This is a genomic window from Proteiniphilum sp. LBM24028, from assembly GCF_056629195.1.
This window is the reverse complement of the sequence record NZ_CM152817.1, coordinates 456,420-476,464: the sequence shown is the minus strand read 5'-3', so window position 1 is coordinate 476,464 and position 20,045 is coordinate 456,420. Positions and strand designations below refer to the sequence as shown.

Genomic DNA, 20,045 nt, shown 5'->3' with positions numbered 1-20,045 from the left:
GGTAATAACACGAACGAAGTGAACTATAAAATCAAGGTATAATGGCAAAAGCATTTCAAAAAATATATACGCAAATTACCCAGATCACCAAGGCCACCTGTTCGGTGAAAGCCACTCAGGTGGGGTATGATGAACTGGCCACGGTGGAAGGGCGGTTGGCGCAGGTGGTAAAGATCATGGACGATGATGTGACATTGCAGATTTTCGAAGGCACCGAAGGTGTCCCCACCAATGCCGAAGTGATATTTATGGGAAAATCGCCCTCCCTCAAGGTGAGTGATCAGCTGGCGGGTCGTTTTTTCAACGCTTATGGTGATCCCATCGACGGAGGACCGGCTCCCGAAGGAGAAGAAAGGGCCATCGGCGGTCCTTCCGTCAATCCTGTGCGACGCAAACAGCCCTCGGAGCTTATCGCCACTGGTATCGCGGGGATCGACCTTAACAACACGCTTGTATCTGGTCAGAAGATTCCCTTTTTCGCAGATCCCGACCAGCCCTTTAACCAGGTGATGGCGACTGTGGCACTGCGTGCCCAGGCCGACAAGATCATTCTCGGCGGCATGGGAATGACCAATGACGATTACCTCTACTTCAAGAACGTCTTTAGTAACGCTGGTGCACTCGATCGTATCATCTCATTTATGAACACTACCGAGGATCCCGCCGTAGAACGGCTGCTGGTGCCTGATATGGCGCTCACGGCGGCCGAATATTTTGCTGTAGACAAAAACGAAAAGGTGCTGGTACTGCTCACCGACATGTCCTCCTATGCCGACGCACTCTCCATCGTATCGAACCGCATGGATCAGATTCCCTCGAAGGATTCCATGCCAGGGTCGCTCTATTCCGACCTGGCCAAGATTTACGAGAAGGCGGCCCAGTTCCCTTCAGGTGGCTCCATCACCATCCTGGCAGTGACCACTCTCTCGGGAGGTGACATCACCCATGCCGTACCCGACAATACGGGATATATTACCGAAGGACAGTTATTCCTGCGTCTGGACAGCGATGTGGGCAAGGTGATCGTGGATCCGTTCCGTTCGCTCTCCCGCCTGAAGCAGCTGGTACAGGGTAAGAAAACACGCGAAGATCACCCTCAGGTGATGAACGCTGCAGTGCGCCTCTATGCTGACGCTGCCAATGCGAAGACCAAACAGGAGAACGGCTTCGACCTCACCGACTACGACCAGCGTACGCTTTCGTTTGCAAAAGATTACTCAAGGCAGCTTATGGCTATCGACGTCAACCTGAATTCCGTGGAGATGCTCGATAAAACGTGGGAGCTGCTTTCGGCACATTTCAAGCCGACAGAAGTAAATATGAAACAGGAGATGGTGGATAAGTACTGGAAATAAAACATGGCGATCAGATTTCAATATAACAAAACTTCCCGTCAGCAACTCGAAAAACAACTGAGTGTGCGTGAACGTGCGCTTCCTACGTTGCAAAACAAGGAGACTGCGCTACGCATGGAGGTCAGGAAAGCCAAAGAAGAAATAGAATCCCTGGAAAGAGAGCTTGAGGCACAGGTACGATCATACGACAAGATGATGGGAATGTGGATGGAGTTCGATCCTACGCTGATTAGCGTGAAAGATGTGCGTCTCTCCAGGAAAAAGATTGCGGGTGTGGTAATCCCTGTACTCGAAGGAGTGGAATTCGAGCTGAAACCCTTCAGCCTGTTTAACCGGCCCAAATGGTTTCTCGACGGTGTAAAGACACTGGAAGGACTCGCTGAAACAGGCATACGCCACGATTTTCATCTTATCCGCCTGAGCCGCATAGAGCATGCCCGCAAGAAAACCACCCAGAAAGTAAACCTCTTCGAGAAGGTGCAGATACCGGGTTATCAGGAGGCAATTCTCAAAATAAAACGTTATCTCGAGGACGAGGAGAACCTCTCCAAATCATCACAGAAGATCATGCGTACCCATCAGGAACAACGAAGAAAGGAGGCTGACAACATATGGTAGCACAAATGAAAAAGTTCACCTTCCTGGCTTTTCACAAGGAGTATGACCGGTTTCTTCACGACCTTCGCGACCTGGGGATGATCCATGTGGTGGAGCAGGATCGTACCGAAGCCGATGAAGAGAGCCTGCAACAGTTCATGGTCGAAGCAAAGAAACTGGGTGAAGCAATAAAGGCACTAAAGAAAAACAGGGATAAAAAGACCACGACGGCATGCAATGTACCAGATGTGGAACTCGGGAAGAAGATTCCTATGTCCATTGAGGCCATAGAACAGCAAAAATCCTCCCTTAACCAACAGCTGCAGGTAGCAGTGAAGGAGCGGGAAGCACTGAGACCCTGGGGTGATTTCGATCCTGAAAATATCCACCGTCTCAGACGGGCAGGCTACCAGGTACACTTTTTCATCTCACCCGATAACAAATACAATCCGGATTGGGAAACCATCCACGACGCAGTTGTGCTCCAAAAGGAATCGTCGAAAACCTACTTCATGACGATCAACCACACCGCGCAGATGAGTGATCTGCTTGACCTGGAAGAGATCAGGCTGCCCGATGTGTCGCTTTCCGCACTCGACCAGTTGATCTGTTCTCTCCGGGAGAAAATAGACATGCAGGAGAAAGCACTGCAAAAGCTCGCGGACGATCTTCCTTCCGTGGAAGCTGCCTTGAATGCGCTGGAAGCACGGATAATCTTTCAAAAAGTATCACAGAGTGCCACGCCGCTGGCCGATGAGAAGCTGATGCTCCTTCAAGGGTGGGCTCCCGCGGAGAATACAGCTGAGATTGTCTCTTACATGGAATCGAAGGATGCCTGGTTCGAGGTATCCGATCCGATGCCGGAGGATGATGTACCCATTAAGTTTCGCAACAACGGCTTCTTCCGGCTATTTGAACCGGTAGCCGAATTATATATGTTGCCGAAATACAATGAAATAGACCTCACACCCTACTTTGCACCCTTTTACATGCTTTTCTTCGGCCTGTCGCTAGGTGATATCGGGTATGGCTTATTCCTGGTTATCGTGGCTACCCTTGTGAAGTTTATTCAGAAAAAAAAGCTGTCGGCGAGTGTAAAAACCGTTCTCTCACTGGTGCAGGTATTGGGTGCCTCCACCATGGTGGCAGGCCTGCTCACGGGAGGATTTTTCGGATTTGCGGTCTATGACCTGGATAATCCTGTCTCCCAGGCATTGAAGGAGAAAGCATACTTCGATAATAACCAGATGTTTGTGCTATCGCTCGTACTGGGAGTTATACAAATACTTTTCGGGATGTGCCTGAAAGCAGCCAATCGCATCAAACAGTTTGGGCTGGCTCATGCCATATCCACCATCGGCTGGATCATCTTACTGTCCAGCGTCATCGTTGCCTACCTGCTTCCGGCCCTGATGCCGATGGGAGGACTGCTGCATCTGGTAGTGATGGGGCTCTCGGCCATACTCATCTACTTCTTCAATTCGCCCGGAAAGAATCCGGCGGTGAACCTGGGCCTAGGACTGTGGGATACCTACAATATGGCTACCGGACTACTTGGCGACGTGTTGTCTTACGTGCGACTATTTGCACTCGGTCTCTCGGGTGGTATCCTGGCCAGTGTCTTCAACAGCCTGGCTGCGGGGATGAGTCCCGACAATGCCATCGCCGGTCCAATAATCGCCATTCTGATCTTTTTGGCCGGCCATGCCATCAATATTTTCATGAATGTGCTGGGTGCCATTGTGCATCCGGTGCGACTCACCTTCGTAGAGTTTTACAAGAATGCCGAATTTAGCGGCGGTGGAAAGAAATATACTCCTTTCAGGGAATCATGAACAAAACAATCAAACAATAAATTTAAACAGTAAATAAATGGAAACAAATTTGTTAATTGCCTACACAGGCATCGCGGTAATGATTGCACTTTCAGGTATTGGGAGTGCCTACGGAGTTACCATTGTGGGGAATGCTGCCATTGGGGCGGCAAAGAAGGTGGACGGAAAATTCGGCAACTTTCTGGTTTTGACAGCCCTCCCAGGCACACAAGGTCTTTATGGTTTTGCCGGCTATTTCATGTTTCAGAATATTTTCAATATCCTGACACCCGAGATCACATTTTATCAAGCCATGGCCACACTGGCAGCCGGTCTTGCATTAGGTTTTGTTGGATGGTTATCGGCCATACGGCAGGGGCAGGTGTGTGCCAACGGGGTGGTTTCCATTGGTCAGGGACATGATGCTTTCAGCAACACGCTTATCCTCGCCGTATTCCCCGAGCTTTACGCCATTGTGGCGCTTGCTGCTGCATTCCTTATGGGTTCTGCCGTAGCATAGTACGATCAATACCGATATCCTCCATCGACGCTGGATCATCTACCGGCTCAATGTGTGTAGAAACAGTTACCGGCTCATCAAAGAGACCGATAATTGTTTCTTCTATCTGATCGGCCCAGTCGTGCCCCTGCTTCACGCTCCATTCACCCGGCACGAGCAGGTGCATTGAAATAAACTTCCGCTGCCCCGCCGTGCGGGTCAGCAGGGAGTGATATTCAATCTCATTTTCTTTAAGAGAATCGAGGTATAAAGTCACTCTCTCCAGATCCTCCGCAGGAATGGTCGCATCCATAAGACCGCTGGCAGAGCGGCTGATCAGCTTGTACCCGGTAAAGATGATGTTGAGGGCGACCAGTATCGCGATGATGGGGTCGATGATAAGCCATCCGGTCAGCTTCACCACTATAATTCCTGCAATCACTCCCACAGAAGTCCATACATCCGTCATCAGATGCCGCCCGTCTGCCTCGAGTACGAGCGACTTCCTTTTTTTACCCTTGCTTATCAGGGTGAGGCCCACCACCAGATTTACTACCGACGCCAGGAGAGAGAACAGCAACCCGGTGTTGATATGCTCGAGGGATACCGGTTCCGTCAGGCGCGGTATCGCCGTGCGGATAATGCTGAATGCCGCAAGCAGGATAAGTGCTCCCTCAGCGGCACTGGAGAAGTATTCCGCTTTGCTGTGCCCATATAGGTGCCCTTCATCCGCCGGCTTTTGGGAAATATGGAGCATGAGTAGCGCAAACAGGGCTGCAAAAAGGTTTACGAACGACTCCAGCGCATCGGACAGGAAACCCATCGATCCGGTTACATGATAGGCGTAAAACTTCAGCACGATTGTCACTATCGCCGCAGCAATAGAGAGGTACAAATACTTTGAGAGTGGCGATTGTTTCATTCGGCAAATGATTTATGCAGAACACAAAAATAGTCATAATTTTCAGAAATTGCACAATGGAATATCCTCTATTTGAGAAAGCTTGTACAATGCAGGTTGGCCTTGTTTTTTATCTCTATCGTTTGGAAATAGCTCCTTTTTCATGTACATTTGTGTTTTGAAATGCGCCCTTGCAGAGAAGAGTGAAGGGATGAGCGTTAAACCCACAAGCTTTAAGAAGAAAGATGTTTGAAAATTTAAGTGAAAGACTGGAAAGATCGTTTAAGATACTGAAGGGCCAGGGCAAGATTACCGAGATCAACGTGGCCGAGACATTGAAAGAGGTACGTCGTGCCCTGCTCGATGCCGACGTGAACTACAAGACAGCCAAAGAATTTACCGAAACGGTCAAGCAAAAGGCAATGGGACAGGATGTGCTCAATGCTGTGAAGCCGGAGCAGCTGATGGTAAAGATCGTACACGATGAGCTGGCCACGCTGATGGGTGGCACTGCCACGGACATTCAGACCAAGGGAACACCAGCCGTCATCCTCATGTCCGGCCTCCAGGGATCGGGTAAAACCACCTTCTCAGGCAAGCTTGCCCTTATGCTCAAGAGTAAAAGAGGTAAAAATCCACTGCTAGTGGCTTGTGACGTCTACCGTCCCGCGGCCATTGAACAGCTTAAGATACTGGGTGAACAGATCGGTGTTTCTGTATTCGCCGAGGAAGAGAACAAGAATCCGGTAAAGATTGCCCAAAATGCCATACAGCATGCCCGCCAGTATGGAAAAGACCTGGTGATTATCGACACCGCCGGTCGTCTGGCCATCGACGAGCAGATGATGCAGGAGATTGAATCGATCAAGAAAGCGGTCAACCCACAGGAGATCCTCTTCGTGGTGGATGCAATGACCGGTCAGGATGCCGTAAACACAGCCAGGGAATTTAACCAGCGACTCAACTTCAATGGTGTGGTACTCACCAAACTCGACGGTGATACCCGGGGGGGGGCGGCTTTATCCATCCGGTCGGTAGTGGATAAGCCCATCAAGTTTGTCGGTACCGGAGAGAAGCTCGATGCCATCGATGTGTTTCACCCCGAACGTATGGCTGATCGAATTCTGGGGATGGGTGACATCGTATCGCTGGTAGAAAAAGCACAGGAACAATATGACGAGGAGGAAGCACGCCGCCTGCAGAAGAAGATCGCAAAGAATCAGTTCGACTTCAACGACTTCATAGCCCAGATTCAGCAAATTAAAAAGATGGGTAACCTGAAGGATCTGGCTTCCATGATTCCCGGCGTGGGTAAACAAATCAAGGATCTCGACATCGATGACGATGCCTTCAAAGATATTGAGGCAATTATCCGCTCCATGACCCCTGATGAACGCAGCAATCCCGAGATACTGAATGGGAGCCGTCGAGCCCGTATAGCCAAAGGGAGCGGTACCAACGTACAGGAGGTGAACAAACTGATCAAACAATTCGACGAGACCCGTAAGATGATGAAAATGATGACCTCGGGTAGTGGAAAACAAGTCATGCGAAATATGCGGAGAAGGTAGATGGATGTACCGACAAAGTGATGATATAAGAATATATTGCGGTCAGATCGCCGAAAGATAAAAGACTTAATTCCAAACCAATGTTGCTATGAAGCCTGCTCCTGGGGAGCTGATCGCTGATAAATGACAACTGAAAGCCAAGAAACATGCAATTAATAGATGGAAAGGAGATAGCCGCACAAATAAAACAGGAGATAGCCGCAGAGGTAAAACAAATAAAGGCAGCCGGAGGCAAAACACCCCATCTGGCAGCGGTATTGATAGGTCACGACGGAGGAAGCGAGACTTATGTGGCCAACAAGGTACGTTCCTGCGAGGAGGTAGGATTCAAGTCGACCCTCATCCGTTATGAAGTGGATGTGACCGAAGCGGAACTACTCGCCTGCGTGGATCGTTTGAACAGAGATGCCGACATAGACGGTTTCATCGTGCAACTCCCCCTCCCCTCACACATTTCCGAAGATAAAATCACTGAAGCTATTGATTACCGCAAGGATGTAGACGGATTTCATCCGGTGAACGTGGGACGCATGTCTCTCGGTATGCCCTGCTTCCTCTCCGCCACCCCTGCCGGCATCGTGGAGCTGCTGAAACGGTATGAGATAGAAACAAAGGGAAAACATTGTGTAGTACTGGGACGCAGCAACATTGTCGGCAAGCCGGTATCGATGCTGATGATGCAAAAGGGATATCCGGGCGACTGCACCGTTACTGTCTGCCATAGTCGTACCACAAACATAAAGGAAATATGTCTGCAGGCCGATATCATCATCGCTGCGCTGGGCGTGCCCGAATTTCTGAAGGGAGATATGGTGAAAGAGGGGGCAGTGGTGATTGATGTAGGCACCACACGGGTGCCGAGCGACAAGACAAAATCAGGGTTCAAGCTGACGGGTGATGTGAAATTCAACGAGGTAGCCCCTAAATGTGCATATATTACGCCTGTACCGGGCGGTGTGGGTCCGATGACCATTGTTTCGCTACTCAGAAACACTCTGCTGGCAGGAAAAAAGGAAATTTATTTCTGAAAAAAATCAGCATGAAACGAACATGCAAACATGTGATTGTCACCGGTGGTGCCCAGGGTATCGGACGGATCGTGACCGAAGAATTGTTGAATCATGACTACAACGTATCGGTTTTCGATATCGATAACGAGGCAATGGAGGAACTTCGTCCCCATTTCCGCAGGCGAAGCTGTGACTTTTTTATCACCGATGTCTCCAATGAAGTAAGCGTACGATCATCCATCAGGGCAGCCCTCAAAAAATTCGGGCCTGCATACGGACTTGTAAATAATGCCGTATACGAAATCTTCAAGCCTATGGAAGAACTCACCCCCGATGAATGGAACAGAGCCATCGCGACCAACCTTACCGGTACTTTTTTTTGTAGCAGGTATCTTATTCCTTCCCTGAGGGAGACAAAGGGGTCGATCGTAAACATGTGTTCCACCAGAGCCTTTCAATCCGAAGCCAATACAGAATCTTATTCAGCATCGAAGGGAGGCATCTTTTCACTCACCCACGCCATGGCTGTGAGCCTCGCACCCGACGTAAGGGTGAACAGCATAAGCCCTGGCTGGATAGATGTGTCTGCAATAAAGAAAAAGAAGATAGCCCGACAGGTACCGTTGTCAGAAGAGGACCACCTACAGCACCCCGCAGGACGTGTGGGCAATGCATGGGATATTGCACGGATGGTATTGTTTCTGATGGATGCAGAAAATAGTTTCGTCACCGCCCAAAATTTTGTGGTGGATGGAGGAATGACAAAGAAGATGATCTACGTGTAACAAAAAAACAGATCAGTTACGGCTCACTTTGATCAGCAAGATGCCCACCACCGTCCAGAAGATCTCCCGGATACGCTTACACAGGCTCACGAAAACCGCATAAGAGAGTGGTATCGACAAAATACCATAAACCATCATCATCCCTCCCTCACGCGACCCCATCTGCATGGGCATAAAAAACAGCAGATTACCCACCAGCGACTGAATGGATTCAATCAGCACACTTTCTCCGAATGTAACCGGCCAACCAATTGCCTGCATCATCAGCAGTACTTCGACACAGATTAGAAAACGCGAAAACAGTTCCAGTAAAAGAGAAACTATAAAATCCTTTTTCCGGTTCCGGTAAAGATCGGCAATCAGGTAATCCATCTGATCGATTTTATCCTGATGTCTCATTCTGTAATTCCTGATCCGCCGGCCCACAAAGGGCAGCCTGCTACCCAAAATCAGGGCCCTGTTCACCCCACCCCGCGTATATATACGATAAGCCCAAAGCAATAACAGGAAGGATGTGGCACTGGAGAGAATCATTCCCAGTTCAACCGTATCAGAAAGAACCGGTACCAGAAAAAGCAGCAACGGTATGGAAACCATCCAAAAAATAAAATGAGAGACAAAATGCATCATCGTAGCCAGCAAGACGGAAGAGGTTGCTTTCTGGATACCCAGTGTGGGTTGTAGTTCGATGATCTTGTAGGGTTCTCCTCCCATAAGTCCGAACGGAGTAATATAATTGATAGCAAATCCACTCACTATCAACTTAAACAGCTTAGAGAACCGCACATTCTTTGCCTCCGGGCTTCCATCCTGAATAATGAGATTACAAGAGATTGTATTTTGGAGATAGACAATACCCCAGAGTCCGATGATGGGAACAAACCACCAGCCTGTCTGCCTGATATCACGCCAGATACTGTCGATACCAATTTTATAGATCATTATTCCCAGTGCAAGCAGACCGAGAAAAAAGAAAATATTTTGCGCAATCTTTGCTTTTTTTACCATATCGAGCAGCTTCTTCACCTGTATAAATGGAATATTACTTCCTGAAAGGCGGTTTCACGACCTGCGCCTTCAGATTTTTGCCACGTATCCTGATGTAGATTTCGGTACCTGCCCTTGCATATTCCGGTTTCACATATCCCATACCGATACCGGTTTTCAGTACTGGTGAAATGGTGCCAGATGTAACATGGCCGATCTCCTCACCATTAGCATTCACTATTTCGTAACCAGGACGGGGGATTCCTCTTTCCAGAAGTTCAAAGCAACACAATTTGCGGGATATGCCTTCGGCCTTCTCCTTTTCAAGCATTTCCCGGCCAATAAAAGATTTGTTTTCCGAGAATTTGGTAATCCATCCCAAACCGGCCTGTAAAGGAGATGTTGTTTCGTCCAGATCGTTTCCGTAGAGGCAGAAACCCATCTCCAGGCGGAGGGTATCACGTGCACCCAGGCCAATGGGCCTGATACCGTACTCGGCACCCTTCTCAAAAAGTGCATTCCATATCCTGTGTCCATGTTCGGGATAAAAATAAAGTTCAAAACCGCCTGCACCGGTATATCCTGTATTGGAAATAATCACATGCTCTACGTTGGCAAAGGGTCCTGTAGTGAATGCATAATAAGGAATGGCGTCAAGATCGACAGGAGTCAGTTTTTGCAATAGTTCTTTTGCTTTCGGTCCCTGTACAGCCAGCTGGGCCATCCATCCGGAAGCATTCTCCAGCTCGGCTCCCATGGTATTATGCTGCACACACCAATTCCAATCTTTCTCTATATTGGCAGCATTCACCACAAGCAGGTATTTCTCCGGTTCAAAGTGATAGACGATAAAATCATCCACAATGCCTCCTTTTTCATTCACAAAACAACTGTACTGTGCTTTTCCCGGAGGCAGTGTGGACACGTCATTGCTACCTACTCGCTGCAGAAACGCCTGTGCCTTGGGTCCCTTTACCCAAAACTCACCCATGTGCGATACGTCAAAGACTCCCACACCGTTTACCACAGTGAGATGTTCATCAATGATGCCGGAATATTCAATGGGCATGTTATATCCTGCAAATTCGTGCATTTTAGCTCCCAGAGCAATGTGTAAATCGGTAAAAGGGGTATGTTTCATATTTTCAGCTTTAAGCGGTTCACTTTCAGCTTCCGGCTCTTTAGGGGCAGGTGTTACAGTGACAGCGGTTTGAAATTAAGTTTTTTAATCTTCGGTGAGCAGCTGGTAGCTCCTGAGGAACATGTGTTGCACCGACAGCAGTTTATGAATTAGTTTTCGGGAGAACTACCATCTCTGGCAACGAGTTCGGCTATTTTTACAATTACCTGCGATGCTCTTTGCAGCGAAGGCACCGGAAGGAATTCATATCTGCCGTGAAAGTTCATACCTCCGGCGAAGATGTTGGGACATGGTAACCCCATGAACGAGAGACGGGCACCATCGGTACCTCCCCTGATTGGTTTGATATGGGGTTTCACACCTATTTCCTCCATTGCACGGAAAGCATAATCCACCACGTGCTTCACCGGTTCCACCTTCTCTTGCATATTGTAATACTGATCCTTTAGTTCCAGCTTTAGCCGGTTTCCATATTTCTCATTCAGGAAATCTACTGAATTCATCATCTGCCATTTACGTGCTTCAAATTTTTTCCGGTCGTGGTCGCGGATAATATATGAAAGCCTTGCTTCCTCCACGGTACCGTTCAATGAGATCAAATGAAAAAATCCCTCATACCCTTCCGTCGTTTCCGGACGTTCATTTTCCGGAAGCAGGGCAATCAACTCGTTGGCCATATGCAGGGCGTTAATCATCTTGCCTTTTGCATATCCGGGATGCACATTACGACCTTGTATTTCTATCCTGGCCGAAGCTGCGTTAAAATTCTCATACTCCAGCTCACCCACCTCACTGCCATCCATCGTGTATGCCCAATCGGCTCCGAACTTGATTACATCAAACTTGTCGGCTCCCCGCCCGATTTCCTCATCCGGAGTAAAACCGATACGTATCTTGCCATGTTCTATTTCGGGATGATCCAAAAGATATTGCATGGCGGTCATTATTTCCGCGATCCCCGCCTTATCATCGGCTCCCAGCAGAGTATTCCCGTCGGTTACGATAATATCTTCTCCTACGTGGCGGAGCAACTCCGGAAAATCTGCAGGCGACATGATTATTTTTTTTGCTTCGTTCAGCGTTATGTCATTTCCGTCATATTTTTTTATAATCCGCGGATTCACGTTTTCGCCACTCATATCGGGGCTCGTATCGAAATGCGCGATAAAACCTATGACAGGTACCTTTTTGCGGGTGTTGGCAGGCAGGGTAGCCATCAAATAACAATTGTTATCGAGGCTCACATCACTCAACCCCATCTCCAATGCTTCCTTCTCCACCTCTTTGGCAAGATTGAACTGTCGTTGAGTGCTGGGCGTTTGCGTACTGTTTTCGTCCGACTGCGTGTCAATGCGTGCATATTTGATAAATCGATCTACGATATCCATGATTTGTTGCTTGGGGTTAGATTTTTTCCTAATTAAAGCGATTATGCATGTACAAAGATAGGTAAAATGGCCTAAATAGTAAAAATCAATTTCATCATTTTGTAACAAGGATTATTTATTGTACCTTTGTGCTCGGGTAAGTCCTATACGGCCAGCTCCCATTGAATCCCCCAGGTCTTGACCGAAGCAAGGGTATTTGGTTGTAGCGGCGCGATATAGTAAGCTTACCCACTTTTTTTTGATATAACAAACCCCTTCGTCTACAATGACTGAAGGGGTTTTGTTATTTATGGACCGGTTACTATTGCCCCGATTCTGCAATTTTGAATTTAAGCAATCTTCGGAAAAAGTTTTGCATCCAGAGAATATCTACCGGCACCAATGAGTATAGATGCCGCAAATACAATCAACAGATCCATTGCATGGCCGTAAACCATGAAATTGTCTCCAGCCGTAATGTGAGTGATCAGTGCCACTGTCATGTTCCCGGCAAGCAGCAATGCTGCAGGTCGGAAAAATAATCCCAGGGTAAATAGAAGCCCCCCGACAGATTCTGCGAATGCCGCAAGGAAACCCCAGAAGGCCGGAGCAAAATCTACACCAAATTGAGACATGGAACCTCCAATCATTGTCCAGGTTTCTACTCCTCCGGTTATCTTAGGATATCCGTGAAAAAATATGGAAATTCCGATTCCCACTCTTAAAATAAACCAACCGGCTTGCAGTAAATTGTTTTTTTGTTTCATACGATTTATTAAATGAATTTATCTGTTGCATGCTTATCAACTTTCATTTAACCCTTAACCGATAACTTTTGTTTGCCTTTATAGTATAAATAAAATCAATATGTATACATATAACCTACCACTTAGTTGACATGCCGACGTATAGTCCTGCATGGCGCACAAAAAAAACCGGATCCTTTACGGATCCGGTTTTTTTTATCAGCGGCCTTGATCTCGGATCAATTTTCTCCCTGACGGGCAGAATAACTGATTTTAAGTGCATAAGCCTGTCTCAGAGCCTGCTTTACATCTGTAATGTATTGCATTCTGGTTTCCTCATCTGCTTTTATTGAAACGGTCATCAGTGGCTGGTCAGCTTCATTCATACTTGCTTTTTCCTGGGCAATATAGTCCTGAATTTCAGACACTTGTGCAAACCGATCGTTCAACTGCATTTGGGTACCGGTACCCAGTTTTGTATCCATGGGAGCACCAATATTGATATAGGTCACCAGGGACTTTTTTTCCAGCTTCTGAACTTCCGACGCATTAGGCAGTTTCATTTTGACCATCAGCGTTTCCGAACGCATTGTGGTGGTAACCATAAAGAAAAACAGGATGGCGAAAACCAAGTCGGGCATGGAAGCTGTATTCAGCTCCGGCATCTCTCTTTTACCACTCTTATTAAACTTTCCCATGATTATTGTCCTCCTCCATAGTTTTTAGGTTCAGCTTCGGAAATACGTTGTGGAAACAGGTTGTTGATCTGTTCCTGCTGATCGTCCGTTAACTCTCCATATGTGGTATTGAAGTATTTGCGGGCACCTTCTTCTCTCAATTCATTGTATGCTCTCACTACCTCGTTTTGCACAGCAATGTATGCTTTGTAACTGGTTGTAGCATCATTCTGAATTGAAATAACGTGTTGTGCCGTCACTGGAACTGTACCAATGGGGGCACCAAAATCCTCCTCGGTCAGCTCAGGGAGTACCGGGCTGTTTTGGGTATTCAACACAAATTCTTTCACTACGTCTTTCAATGATACCTGGCCGCCATCGCCTCGCAACTCATCTTCATTTGAATAAAGATGTGTGGCCAGCTGGTTCTGCACCAACGTTTCGTTCTGTGCATTCACCAATACCACCAGCAGATTTCTACGCTGCACATCCACTGAGGTCTGTTCCTCGGTTTGTGGCGGTGGTGGCAAACGGCGTGCCAATCCGGAGTCGGTATCCATGCTCGAAACCATCAGGAAGAAACAGAGCAACAGGAATGAAACGTCAGCCATAGAACTGGCATTAATTCCCGGAACTTTTCTATTTGTTTTTGGCATAAATTTACCTCTTTTTTAAATGTTCTCTTTAAGAACCTTGCAATTATTTTTTTCTTGAGACAAAGGGCATCACCAATATCGCCAACAGAGTAAGTGTTAGCATGATATAACAGCTAAAAAGCCACATATCCGTCATCTTCAACACCCCGGCAACATTGTCTGGACCGGAATATCCTGGGATATTCAGTGGCGTACCGTTTCCTATTGTAAATGTGAGAAACAACATGGCAGCCAGTCCAATCAGGACAAGGAATCCGCTTAATGCTTTTTTCGGGCTTTCCTTCAACTGTTTTAAGAATGCAGACACTGCAAATCCGACCAGCACAACTACTGTGATTGCCAGAAGGATATAGGACCAGTAGAGTACAATATCAGTGTACCTGGGCTGACTTAAGTCGGCAACGACCTTATCCTGTGCCGGTGTTTGACCTCCTAAATAAAACAGACCCATCACCAGTATCGAAACGATGACACCAATAAGGAGGGTTGTCTTGGAAGTTTTGTGAATTTTCGTTACAGCCATAGTGATTACAGGTTTTTGTATTTAACGTTATATTTGATCACCTGATCAAGGAAAGTGATGGATGCATCTTCCATTTTGTTCAAAATGCCTTCCATCTTGCTGAGGATATAGTTATAGATAACCTGGAGGATCAGGGCAACGATCAAACCACCCACGGTCGTGATCAAAGCCACCTTCATACCACCGGCCACAATCGTCGGGCTCATGTCTCCTGCTCTCTGAATATCATCGAAAGCCATAACCATACCTACTACCGTTCCCAAGAATCCGAGTGACGGTGCAATAGCGATGAACAACGTGATCCATGAAAGGTTTCTTTCCAGTAAACCCGACTGTACACCACCGTATGATACAATGGAACGTTCAACCACGTCGGGTCCCTGATCCAAACGAAGCAATCCCTGATATACGATGGAAGCTACCGGGCCTCTCGTGTCGCGGGCAATATCTTTTGCAGCTTCTACGTCGCCCCTGTCAAGAGCTTCGCCGATTTTGCCGAGGAAAGTATCGGGATCCACATCAGCCAGACTCAGGTAGATGATTCTTTCAAGACAGAAGGCAAGACCAAGGATCAAACAGATGGCGATTGTACTCATAAAACCTGCACCACCTTCGATAAATTTCACCTTCAATGCCTGATGAAATCCACCGGTAGATGTTTCCTGTACAGCAGCGGGTGCGGTTTCTACAGGTGTTGCAGCTACTTGTTCTGTTTGTTCTTCCGGAGTTGCGTCTTGTGCGAAAAGAACCGAAGACAATCCAACGGACATCATTCCGAAGATTGCTAAAATTGCAAATAACTTTTTCATTGTGTGTTCAATTTTTTTGATTAATGATCTTTGATTTTTTTGTATTTATAATTGATTTCTTGTGTTGTTGTTCTAAATAAAATGTGACTTTTCAATTTGTGCGGAGAGAGCGGGATTCGAACCCGCGATACACTTTTGGCGTATACACGCTTTCCAGGCGTGCCTCTTCAACCACTCGAGCATCTCTCCAATGGAGATTCCCGTTAAAACGGGTGCAAATTACAAAAAAAAAATCATTTGCGTTCCATCTGGGGAGCAAAATTACTGAATTTATCGATTATATGCACCCTCTCCGGTCAAATATTTTTTTAAAACTTTTATTTATCACTACCAAAACCAAATAAGTCCCTGGCATTGTTGGTGGTTATGCGTGCAGCTTCTTCCAGGCTTTTCTCCCAAACATCTGCCAAATTCATAAGAATATAGGATAAATATGAGGTTTCGTTTCTTTTTCCCCGGAAGGGTACGGGCGCAAGATAAGGGGCATCGGTTTCCAGAATTATTCTGTCAGGCGGACAATTTTTGAGAGTTTTTGACAATCCTGAATTCTTAAAGGTAATTACGCCGTTTATCCCAATGCGGAAATTCCGCAATTCCAGGATGGCTCCCAGCTCCTCCGTCGTACCTCCAAAACTATGAAATACTCCTCTCAGTTTTTCTTCTCCTGTTCGTTTGATGCTTCGGATTACCTCTTTCGTAGCATTCCGGAAATGAATGGATACTGGAAGGTCTTTCTCTATGCTCCATGCTAGTTGCTCTTCGAACACTTCGGTCTGGGCCGTTTGCAGCGAGGTATCCCAATAAAGGTCTATACCGATTTCTCCAACGGCAACATAGTTGCCACGCCGGAATGCCTCATAAATCGTATCCAATTGTTGTTTCCAATCAGGTCTTACACTGGTGGGATGAAGCCCCATCATGGAATAGAAAAAACCGGGATACTGTACTTCGGCAGCCTTTACCCTGTCAATCGTTGTTTCGTCGATATTGGGCAACAGCACCTTCTCTACTCCTATCTCTTTTGCCCGGGCAACCACGTGGGCCAGGTCGTGTCGAAATTCTTCCGTATACAAATGAGCGTGCGTATCAATCAACTTCATCAGACCCGTTCTCCCTTGCGGTAATAATATATTACTCCATACTGCCTGTTTCTATCCAGCCGCTGATCTGTGGCAAGATCCATATTATCTTTTTCCACCTCTTCCCAAATATCCAGGATCAGCTTATCTACCTTTTCCCTGTATGCGGCCACTTCGTCCTGCACCCGCGTGGTAGCCTTCTGGTGCAGCTTTTGTGTTTGGTATCCTTCCTTGAACAAGGTGTACATTACTTTCACCTTGGCAATAGAGGGATTGTATATTGGCACGGCTCCGCGCGATATGCGGACATTTTCTCCTTCAATAATTTTCCGACCCCACTCCAGCAGCTGCTCGTTCGTGGATATGTCCGGCACAATCATGTTGCACTCTTCCAAGCCATAAAGGGAAAGATGTTCTTCTTTTATTTCCGTTCGCTGGATACTCATGTACAGTACCTGCACAAAATGGGAAATGTACATGCGGGCATTCTTCGCTTTTACCATAAACAATTTGTTGGCCTGCACCTGGGTATTATACATTTGCTGGTAACGGCCACAAAGACGCTCAAAGTGCATCAAGGCACTTTTTGCTTCCGTAATCAAGTGAGGGGAAACCGACAACTCCCGGTAATCTGTGTCTGCAGCTTTTTCAACAGCTGTTTTCAAAGCTTTTAAACGAGCACTGTCCGTATTTGGTAAACGACGATATGGCATGTATTATTTAAGTGAAACTTACTTTTTTCTGTACATCAGATTTTCCGACAATTCGATCAAATCTTTTTTCCGTTCTTCCGGAACGCTAATCAACGATAGACAATCCAACGATGCAAGGTAATACTTTTCTATGAGATTCCCGGTAATGAGCTTCAAATTTAATTCATCATATAATTTTTTAACAAATCTGATTTTTGCTTCCGGATCAAAATCGGATGCCGAAAGCCATTTTTCAAGAGTCTCTCTTTGTGATTTTCCTGAGTTTTTCAGTGCTTTTATCAATAGAAACGTTTTTTTGTTGCATATGATGTCTCCCCCGATTTTTTTTCCGAACGTTTCCGGGTCGCCATAAACATCGAGCAGATCATCTTTTAATTGGAAGGCAAGTCCGATGTTTATACCATATTCATAGAGGTAATCCGCATCGCGGCGGGATGCTCCGGCTATGACAGCTCCGATTTTTAATGCACAACCGATTAATACAGCAGTTTTCAAACGAATCATCTCGAGATATTCCGATTCAGACACCTCCAGTCTCTTCTCAAAATCCATATCATACTGTTGCCCCTGGCAAATCTCCCTGGCAGTGTTTGAGAACAGGTCGATAATTTCACGAAGTACGGATTCGGGCACCCTGGCAATATAACGGTATGCTTCTATCACCATGGCATCTCCTGAAAGAATGGCACTGTTCGCATCCCACTTTTTATGCACTGTGGGATGTCCGCGACGCACATCTGCTTTATCCATCAGGTCATCGTGGAGCAAGGAGAAGTTGTGAAATATTTCAATGGCCAACGCAGCATCTATGGTATCATCAGGCTCCTTGCCAAACAGATCGGCAGCCATCAGGGTCAACAAGGGGCGAAGGCGCTTGCCTCCCAGCGAAAGCGTATACCTCGCCGGAGCAAACAACGTGCGGGGTTGATCCTCCGTAAATAGCTCATCGATGGCCCTTGCTATCTTTTCTTCAAATAAAGTTATTTTGAGATTCATGAGATGTAAGATGGGTTATATCCGCAAAAAAGCTGCTTTTGGTTCTCAAAAGCAGCCTTTCCTCCATTATTCAAACAATTAATTCTGTAAGCGGAATACCACCGGCAATGTAAACCGCACACGTACTGCCTGGCCGCGCTGTTTACCCGGTGTCCAGCGGGGCATCTGCTGAATCACACGTATGGCTTCCCTGTCGAGGGAGGGGTCCACACCACGTACAACCTGTACGTCTGTGATACTTCCGTCTCTCTCCACCACGAAGTTACAAATAACACGTCCCTGAATACCATTCTCCTGTGCAATGACCGGATACTTGATATTGTCGCTCAGGAACTTCATCATCGCAGCATTTCCTCCCGGAAATTCAGGTTGGTTTTCCACAACTACGAAGATTTCTTCTGTCACTTCTTCTTGTTTGGGTTTTGGTGGTGGGGGTGGAACATAGGTCTGCATCTGTCGTTGCGACTGGTCGTCTTCCACCTGAATCTTAAGTGTTGTTTCCACTTTCTCTTCCACCACTTCAATGATCTCGGGTGTCTCCGGTTCGGGTGGAGGTGGAGGTGGAGGAGGTGTGGCATCGCGACGGGTAATTTCAATCTCTTCTTCGGCAAGAACGTCCTGAACGATCACGGTTTCATCCAGTTTTTTCGTTTTGGCCGACCATTCAAAAGCGAAGAAGAGGACAGATACTCCCAACACAAGACCCATCAGGATAAAAGTGCCCCTGTGTACTTCCAAATTCGCTTTTGGCGATTTTTTCACTTCATCTTTGTCCATTTTGAATCAATTTATTATCTACTTCTTGTTTATTGCCATCAAAATCCTTTGCATACAAAAATAGGTATTTTTTTAATACCCTCTCTCATTTTGGAAAGAAAAATACCCAAAAAGTATCTTTTTCAATGTATGATATCTTTCATTTCACCTTGTAAATATCTTTCAGGTTTCTCCCATAGCCATTATAATCGAGGCCAAAGCCTACAATAAAATCATTGGGTATTTCAAGTGCCACATAATCGAGCTGAAGCTTTTTCTTCATCGCTGCAGGCTTAAAAAGCAGGGTGGCAATTTTTACCTCTTCGGGTTTGTAACGGGTCAGTTCCTGCAGTAAGGAGGCCATGGTAGCTCCGCTATCCACAATATCTTCCACGATTATAACCAAACGTCCCTCAATGTCTTCGTTCAGGCCGAGCACCTCCTCCACCTGGTTGGTAGAAGTTGTTCCCTGGTACGAAGCAAGCCGTACGAACGTGATTTCACAAGGAATGGAAACCTCCTTCATCAGCTCTGCTGCGAACATGAAAGCTCCGTTGAGCACTGCGAGAAAAATGGGATTTCTGTCTACCAGCTCCATGTTTATCTGTTGAGCCACGCGTCTGATCTCATGTTTAATAACCTCGTGTTCAATAAACAGGTCAAACTGTTTGTCTTTAATGGTGATCGCCTCTTTCACTTTTCCGGAATTTTAAAACGCCAAAATTACTACTTTTTATGATTCAAAGAAAATGATTTTTGACTTTGTTTCCGGATATCTTATTGTTTGACTAGATCAGTCAGTTCCACTGCCTGAAAAGTCAGATGTACTACACTGCTTTCAATAAGATGCCAATTGTCTCCCGGTCGATCATGGCAATACAGGAATATCCCCATTATAAATCTTCTCAGGCATCACCTGATATTCTTCGTGAAGACTCAGCTCCCGCCAAGGCTTGCCTTGATGGTTATGCGGTGACGATATTGCTTATGGATCTGTTACATTAGGCAATTGAATAATGATCCGAGTTTGTAACAAAGGCACATGTAAATCCATCGATTATCA

22 protein-coding genes and 1 tRNA gene are annotated in these 20,045 nt (G+C 46.5%); 8 read left to right on the top strand and 15 right to left on the bottom strand.

Annotation, left to right across the window (positions count from 1 at the left end):
- Nucleotides 1–38: 38 nt before the first annotated feature.
- The 4 genes from AC1HCU_RS01835 to AC1HCU_RS01820 are packed head-to-tail and all read left to right on the top strand — an operon-like array spanning nucleotide 39 to nucleotide 4,286.
- Nucleotides 39–1,355, top strand: coding sequence for a V-type ATP synthase subunit B (locus AC1HCU_RS01835; RefSeq protein ID WP_480371006.1), 1,317 nt, complete (start codon nucleotides 39–41; stop codon nucleotides 1,353–1,355).
- Nucleotides 1,356–1,358: 3 nt separating this feature from the next.
- The gene (locus AC1HCU_RS01830; protein WP_480368323.1) at nucleotides 1,359–1,973 is read left to right on the top strand and encodes a V-type ATP synthase subunit D; all 615 of its coding nucleotides are present in this window, start codon (nucleotides 1,359–1,361) and stop codon (nucleotides 1,971–1,973) included.
- Nucleotides 1,967–3,787, top strand: coding sequence for a V-type ATP synthase subunit I (locus AC1HCU_RS01825; RefSeq protein WP_480368319.1), 1,821 nt, complete (start codon nucleotides 1,967–1,969; stop codon nucleotides 3,785–3,787). Before AC1HCU_RS01830 ends, AC1HCU_RS01825 begins: the two co-directional genes overlap by 7 nt.
- Nucleotides 3,788–3,824: 37 nt before the next feature.
- Nucleotides 3,825–4,286 carry a V-type ATP synthase subunit K gene (locus AC1HCU_RS01820; protein WP_480368316.1) on the top strand — a complete coding sequence of 154 codons (462 nt, stop codon included), beginning with the start codon at nucleotides 3,825–3,827 and terminating at the stop codon, nucleotides 4,284–4,286.
- Here AC1HCU_RS01820 and AC1HCU_RS01815 read toward each other — a convergent pair.
- On the bottom strand, nucleotides 4,264–5,187 hold the full coding sequence (locus AC1HCU_RS01815) for a cation diffusion facilitator family transporter (RefSeq protein ID WP_480368313.1): 924 nt from the start codon (nucleotides 5,185–5,187) through the stop codon (nucleotides 4,264–4,266). The genes AC1HCU_RS01820 and AC1HCU_RS01815 overlap by 23 nt on opposite strands.
- Nucleotides 5,188–5,411: 224 nt before the next feature.
- On the opposite strand from AC1HCU_RS01815, the gene ffh reads away from it, so the two are divergent.
- The 3 genes from ffh (at nucleotide 5,412) to AC1HCU_RS01800 (ending at nucleotide 8,532) form a co-directional block, all read left to right on the top strand.
- Nucleotides 5,412–6,737 (top strand): signal recognition particle protein, encoded by a 1,326-nt coding sequence (gene ffh, locus AC1HCU_RS01810; RefSeq protein ID WP_480368310.1) that lies wholly within the window; start codon nucleotides 5,412–5,414, stop codon nucleotides 6,735–6,737.
- A 146-nt stretch (nucleotides 6,738–6,883) separates the two neighbouring features.
- The gene (folD, locus tag AC1HCU_RS01805) at nucleotides 6,884–7,765 is read left to right on the top strand and encodes a bifunctional methylenetetrahydrofolate dehydrogenase/methenyltetrahydrofolate cyclohydrolase FolD (protein ID WP_480368308.1); all 882 of its coding nucleotides are present in this window, start codon (nucleotides 6,884–6,886) and stop codon (nucleotides 7,763–7,765) included.
- 11 nt (nucleotides 7,766–7,776) lie between these two features.
- On the top strand, nucleotides 7,777–8,532 hold the full coding sequence (locus tag AC1HCU_RS01800) for an SDR family oxidoreductase (RefSeq protein WP_480368305.1): 756 nt from the start codon (nucleotides 7,777–7,779) through the stop codon (nucleotides 8,530–8,532).
- A gap of 12 nt (nucleotides 8,533–8,544) precedes the next feature.
- On the opposite strand, the gene AC1HCU_RS01795 is transcribed toward AC1HCU_RS01800, so the two are convergent.
- From AC1HCU_RS01795 to hpt, 14 genes are all read right to left on the bottom strand, one after another.
- A complete protein-coding gene (locus AC1HCU_RS01795; RefSeq protein WP_480368303.1) occupies nucleotides 8,545–9,540 on the bottom strand; it encodes a lysylphosphatidylglycerol synthase transmembrane domain-containing protein in 996 nt (331 codons plus the stop codon).
- Nucleotides 9,541–9,574: 34 nt separating this feature from the next.
- Nucleotides 9,575–10,660: a glycine cleavage system aminomethyltransferase GcvT gene (gcvT, locus tag AC1HCU_RS01790; RefSeq protein WP_480368300.1), complete on the bottom strand. Its 1,086-nt coding sequence runs from the start codon at nucleotides 10,658–10,660 to the stop codon at nucleotides 9,575–9,577.
- A 149-nt stretch (nucleotides 10,661–10,809) separates the two neighbouring features.
- Nucleotides 10,810–12,048 carry a peptidase T gene (gene pepT / locus AC1HCU_RS01785; RefSeq protein ID WP_480368297.1) on the bottom strand — a complete coding sequence of 413 codons (1,239 nt, stop codon included), beginning with the start codon at nucleotides 12,046–12,048 and terminating at the stop codon, nucleotides 10,810–10,812.
- A 329-nt stretch (nucleotides 12,049–12,377) separates the two neighbouring features.
- Nucleotides 12,378–12,794 carry a DoxX family protein gene (locus tag AC1HCU_RS01780; RefSeq protein ID WP_480368294.1) on the bottom strand — a complete coding sequence of 139 codons (417 nt, stop codon included), beginning with the start codon at nucleotides 12,792–12,794 and terminating at the stop codon, nucleotides 12,378–12,380.
- A gap of 218 nt (nucleotides 12,795–13,012) precedes the next feature.
- Complete coding sequence (locus tag AC1HCU_RS01775) at nucleotides 13,013–13,471, bottom strand: ExbD/TolR family protein (protein ID WP_480368292.1); 459 nt, start codon at nucleotides 13,469–13,471, stop codon at nucleotides 13,013–13,015.
- Between the two features lie 2 nt (nucleotides 13,472–13,473).
- Nucleotides 13,474–14,106, bottom strand: coding sequence for an ExbD/TolR family protein (locus AC1HCU_RS01770; protein ID WP_480368289.1), 633 nt, complete (start codon nucleotides 14,104–14,106; stop codon nucleotides 13,474–13,476).
- A gap of 43 nt (nucleotides 14,107–14,149) precedes the next feature.
- Nucleotides 14,150–14,629: a hypothetical protein gene (locus tag AC1HCU_RS01765; RefSeq protein ID WP_480368287.1), complete on the bottom strand. Its 480-nt coding sequence runs from the start codon at nucleotides 14,627–14,629 to the stop codon at nucleotides 14,150–14,152.
- 5 nt (nucleotides 14,630–14,634) lie between these two features.
- A complete protein-coding gene (locus AC1HCU_RS01760) occupies nucleotides 14,635–15,438 on the bottom strand; it encodes a MotA/TolQ/ExbB proton channel family protein (RefSeq protein WP_480368285.1) in 804 nt (267 codons plus the stop codon).
- A gap of 101 nt (nucleotides 15,439–15,539) precedes the next feature.
- Nucleotides 15,540–15,627: transfer RNA gene (locus AC1HCU_RS01755), tRNA-Ser, on the bottom strand.
- Between the two features lie 128 nt (nucleotides 15,628–15,755).
- Nucleotides 15,756–16,538, bottom strand: coding sequence for a TatD family hydrolase (locus AC1HCU_RS01750; RefSeq protein WP_480368282.1), 783 nt, complete (start codon nucleotides 16,536–16,538; stop codon nucleotides 15,756–15,758).
- Nucleotides 16,538–17,182, bottom strand: a complete 645-nt coding sequence (locus AC1HCU_RS01745; protein WP_480368280.1) for a hypothetical protein — start codon at nucleotides 17,180–17,182, stop codon at nucleotides 16,538–16,540. Before AC1HCU_RS01745 ends, AC1HCU_RS01750 begins: the two co-directional genes overlap by 1 nt.
- A 66-nt stretch (nucleotides 17,183–17,248) precedes the next feature.
- A complete protein-coding gene (locus AC1HCU_RS01740) occupies nucleotides 17,249–18,226 on the bottom strand; it encodes a polyprenyl synthetase family protein (RefSeq protein ID WP_480368277.1) in 978 nt (325 codons plus the stop codon).
- 78 nt (nucleotides 18,227–18,304) lie between these two features.
- Nucleotides 18,305–19,003 carry an energy transducer TonB gene (locus AC1HCU_RS01735; RefSeq protein ID WP_286860546.1) on the bottom strand — a complete coding sequence of 233 codons (699 nt, stop codon included), beginning with the start codon at nucleotides 19,001–19,003 and terminating at the stop codon, nucleotides 18,305–18,307.
- A 139-nt stretch (nucleotides 19,004–19,142) separates the two neighbouring features.
- Nucleotides 19,143–19,679 (bottom strand): hypoxanthine phosphoribosyltransferase, encoded by a 537-nt coding sequence (hpt, locus tag AC1HCU_RS01730; RefSeq protein WP_480368273.1) that lies wholly within the window; start codon nucleotides 19,677–19,679, stop codon nucleotides 19,143–19,145.
- A 125-nt stretch (nucleotides 19,680–19,804) separates the two neighbouring features.
- On the opposite strand from hpt, the gene AC1HCU_RS01725 reads away from it, so the two are divergent.
- The gene (locus AC1HCU_RS01725) at nucleotides 19,805–19,987 is read left to right on the top strand and encodes a hypothetical protein (RefSeq protein WP_480371289.1); all 183 of its coding nucleotides are present in this window, start codon (nucleotides 19,805–19,807) and stop codon (nucleotides 19,985–19,987) included.
- The last annotated feature ends 58 nt before the right edge of the window (nucleotides 19,988–20,045 follow it).

Bases quoted from the DNA above. Each gene is read 5' to 3' on its own strand.
- AC1HCU_RS01760 (WP_480368285.1), bottom strand. From the start codon at position 15,438: ATGAAAAAGTTATTTGCAATTTTAGCAATCTTCGGAATGATGTCCGTT.
- AC1HCU_RS01750 (WP_480368282.1), bottom strand. From the start codon at position 16,538: ATGAAGTTGATTGATACGCACGCTCATTTGTATACGGAAGAATTTCGA.
- ffh (WP_480368310.1), top strand. From the start codon at position 5,412: ATGTTTGAAAATTTAAGTGAAAGACTGGAAAGATCGTTTAAGATACTG.
- AC1HCU_RS01800 (WP_480368305.1), top strand. From the start codon at position 7,777: ATGAAACGAACATGCAAACATGTGATTGTCACCGGTGGTGCCCAGGGT.
- AC1HCU_RS01770 (WP_480368289.1), bottom strand. From the start codon at position 14,106: ATGCCAAAAACAAATAGAAAAGTTCCGGGAATTAATGCCAGTTCTATG.
- folD (WP_480368308.1), top strand. From the start codon at position 6,884: ATGCAATTAATAGATGGAAAGGAGATAGCCGCACAAATAAAACAGGAG.
- AC1HCU_RS01725 (WP_480371289.1), top strand. From the start codon at position 19,805: ATGTACTACACTGCTTTCAATAAGATGCCAATTGTCTCCCGGTCGATC.
- AC1HCU_RS01830 (WP_480368323.1), top strand. From the start codon at position 1,359: ATGGCGATCAGATTTCAATATAACAAAACTTCCCGTCAGCAACTCGAA.
- gcvT (WP_480368300.1), bottom strand. From the start codon at position 10,660: ATGAAACATACCCCTTTTACCGATTTACACATTGCTCTGGGAGCTAAA.
- AC1HCU_RS01795 (WP_480368303.1), bottom strand. From the start codon at position 9,540: ATGGTAAAAAAAGCAAAGATTGCGCAAAATATTTTCTTTTTTCTCGGT.
- AC1HCU_RS01735 (WP_286860546.1), bottom strand. From the start codon at position 19,003: ATGGACAAAGATGAAGTGAAAAAATCGCCAAAAGCGAATTTGGAAGTA.
- AC1HCU_RS01765 (WP_480368287.1), bottom strand. From the start codon at position 14,629: ATGGCTGTAACGAAAATTCACAAAACTTCCAAGACAACCCTCCTTATT.
- AC1HCU_RS01775 (WP_480368292.1), bottom strand. From the start codon at position 13,471: ATGGGAAAGTTTAATAAGAGTGGTAAAAGAGAGATGCCGGAGCTGAAT.
- AC1HCU_RS01740 (WP_480368277.1), bottom strand. From the start codon at position 18,226: ATGAATCTCAAAATAACTTTATTTGAAGAAAAGATAGCAAGGGCCATC.
- pepT (WP_480368297.1), bottom strand. From the start codon at position 12,048: ATGGATATCGTAGATCGATTTATCAAATATGCACGCATTGACACGCAG.
- AC1HCU_RS01780 (WP_480368294.1), bottom strand. From the start codon at position 12,794: ATGAAACAAAAAAACAATTTACTGCAAGCCGGTTGGTTTATTTTAAGA.
- AC1HCU_RS01820 (WP_480368316.1), top strand. From the start codon at position 3,825: ATGGAAACAAATTTGTTAATTGCCTACACAGGCATCGCGGTAATGATT.
- AC1HCU_RS01825 (WP_480368319.1), top strand. From the start codon at position 1,967: ATGGTAGCACAAATGAAAAAGTTCACCTTCCTGGCTTTTCACAAGGAG.
- AC1HCU_RS01815 (WP_480368313.1), bottom strand. From the start codon at position 5,187: ATGAAACAATCGCCACTCTCAAAGTATTTGTACCTCTCTATTGCTGCG.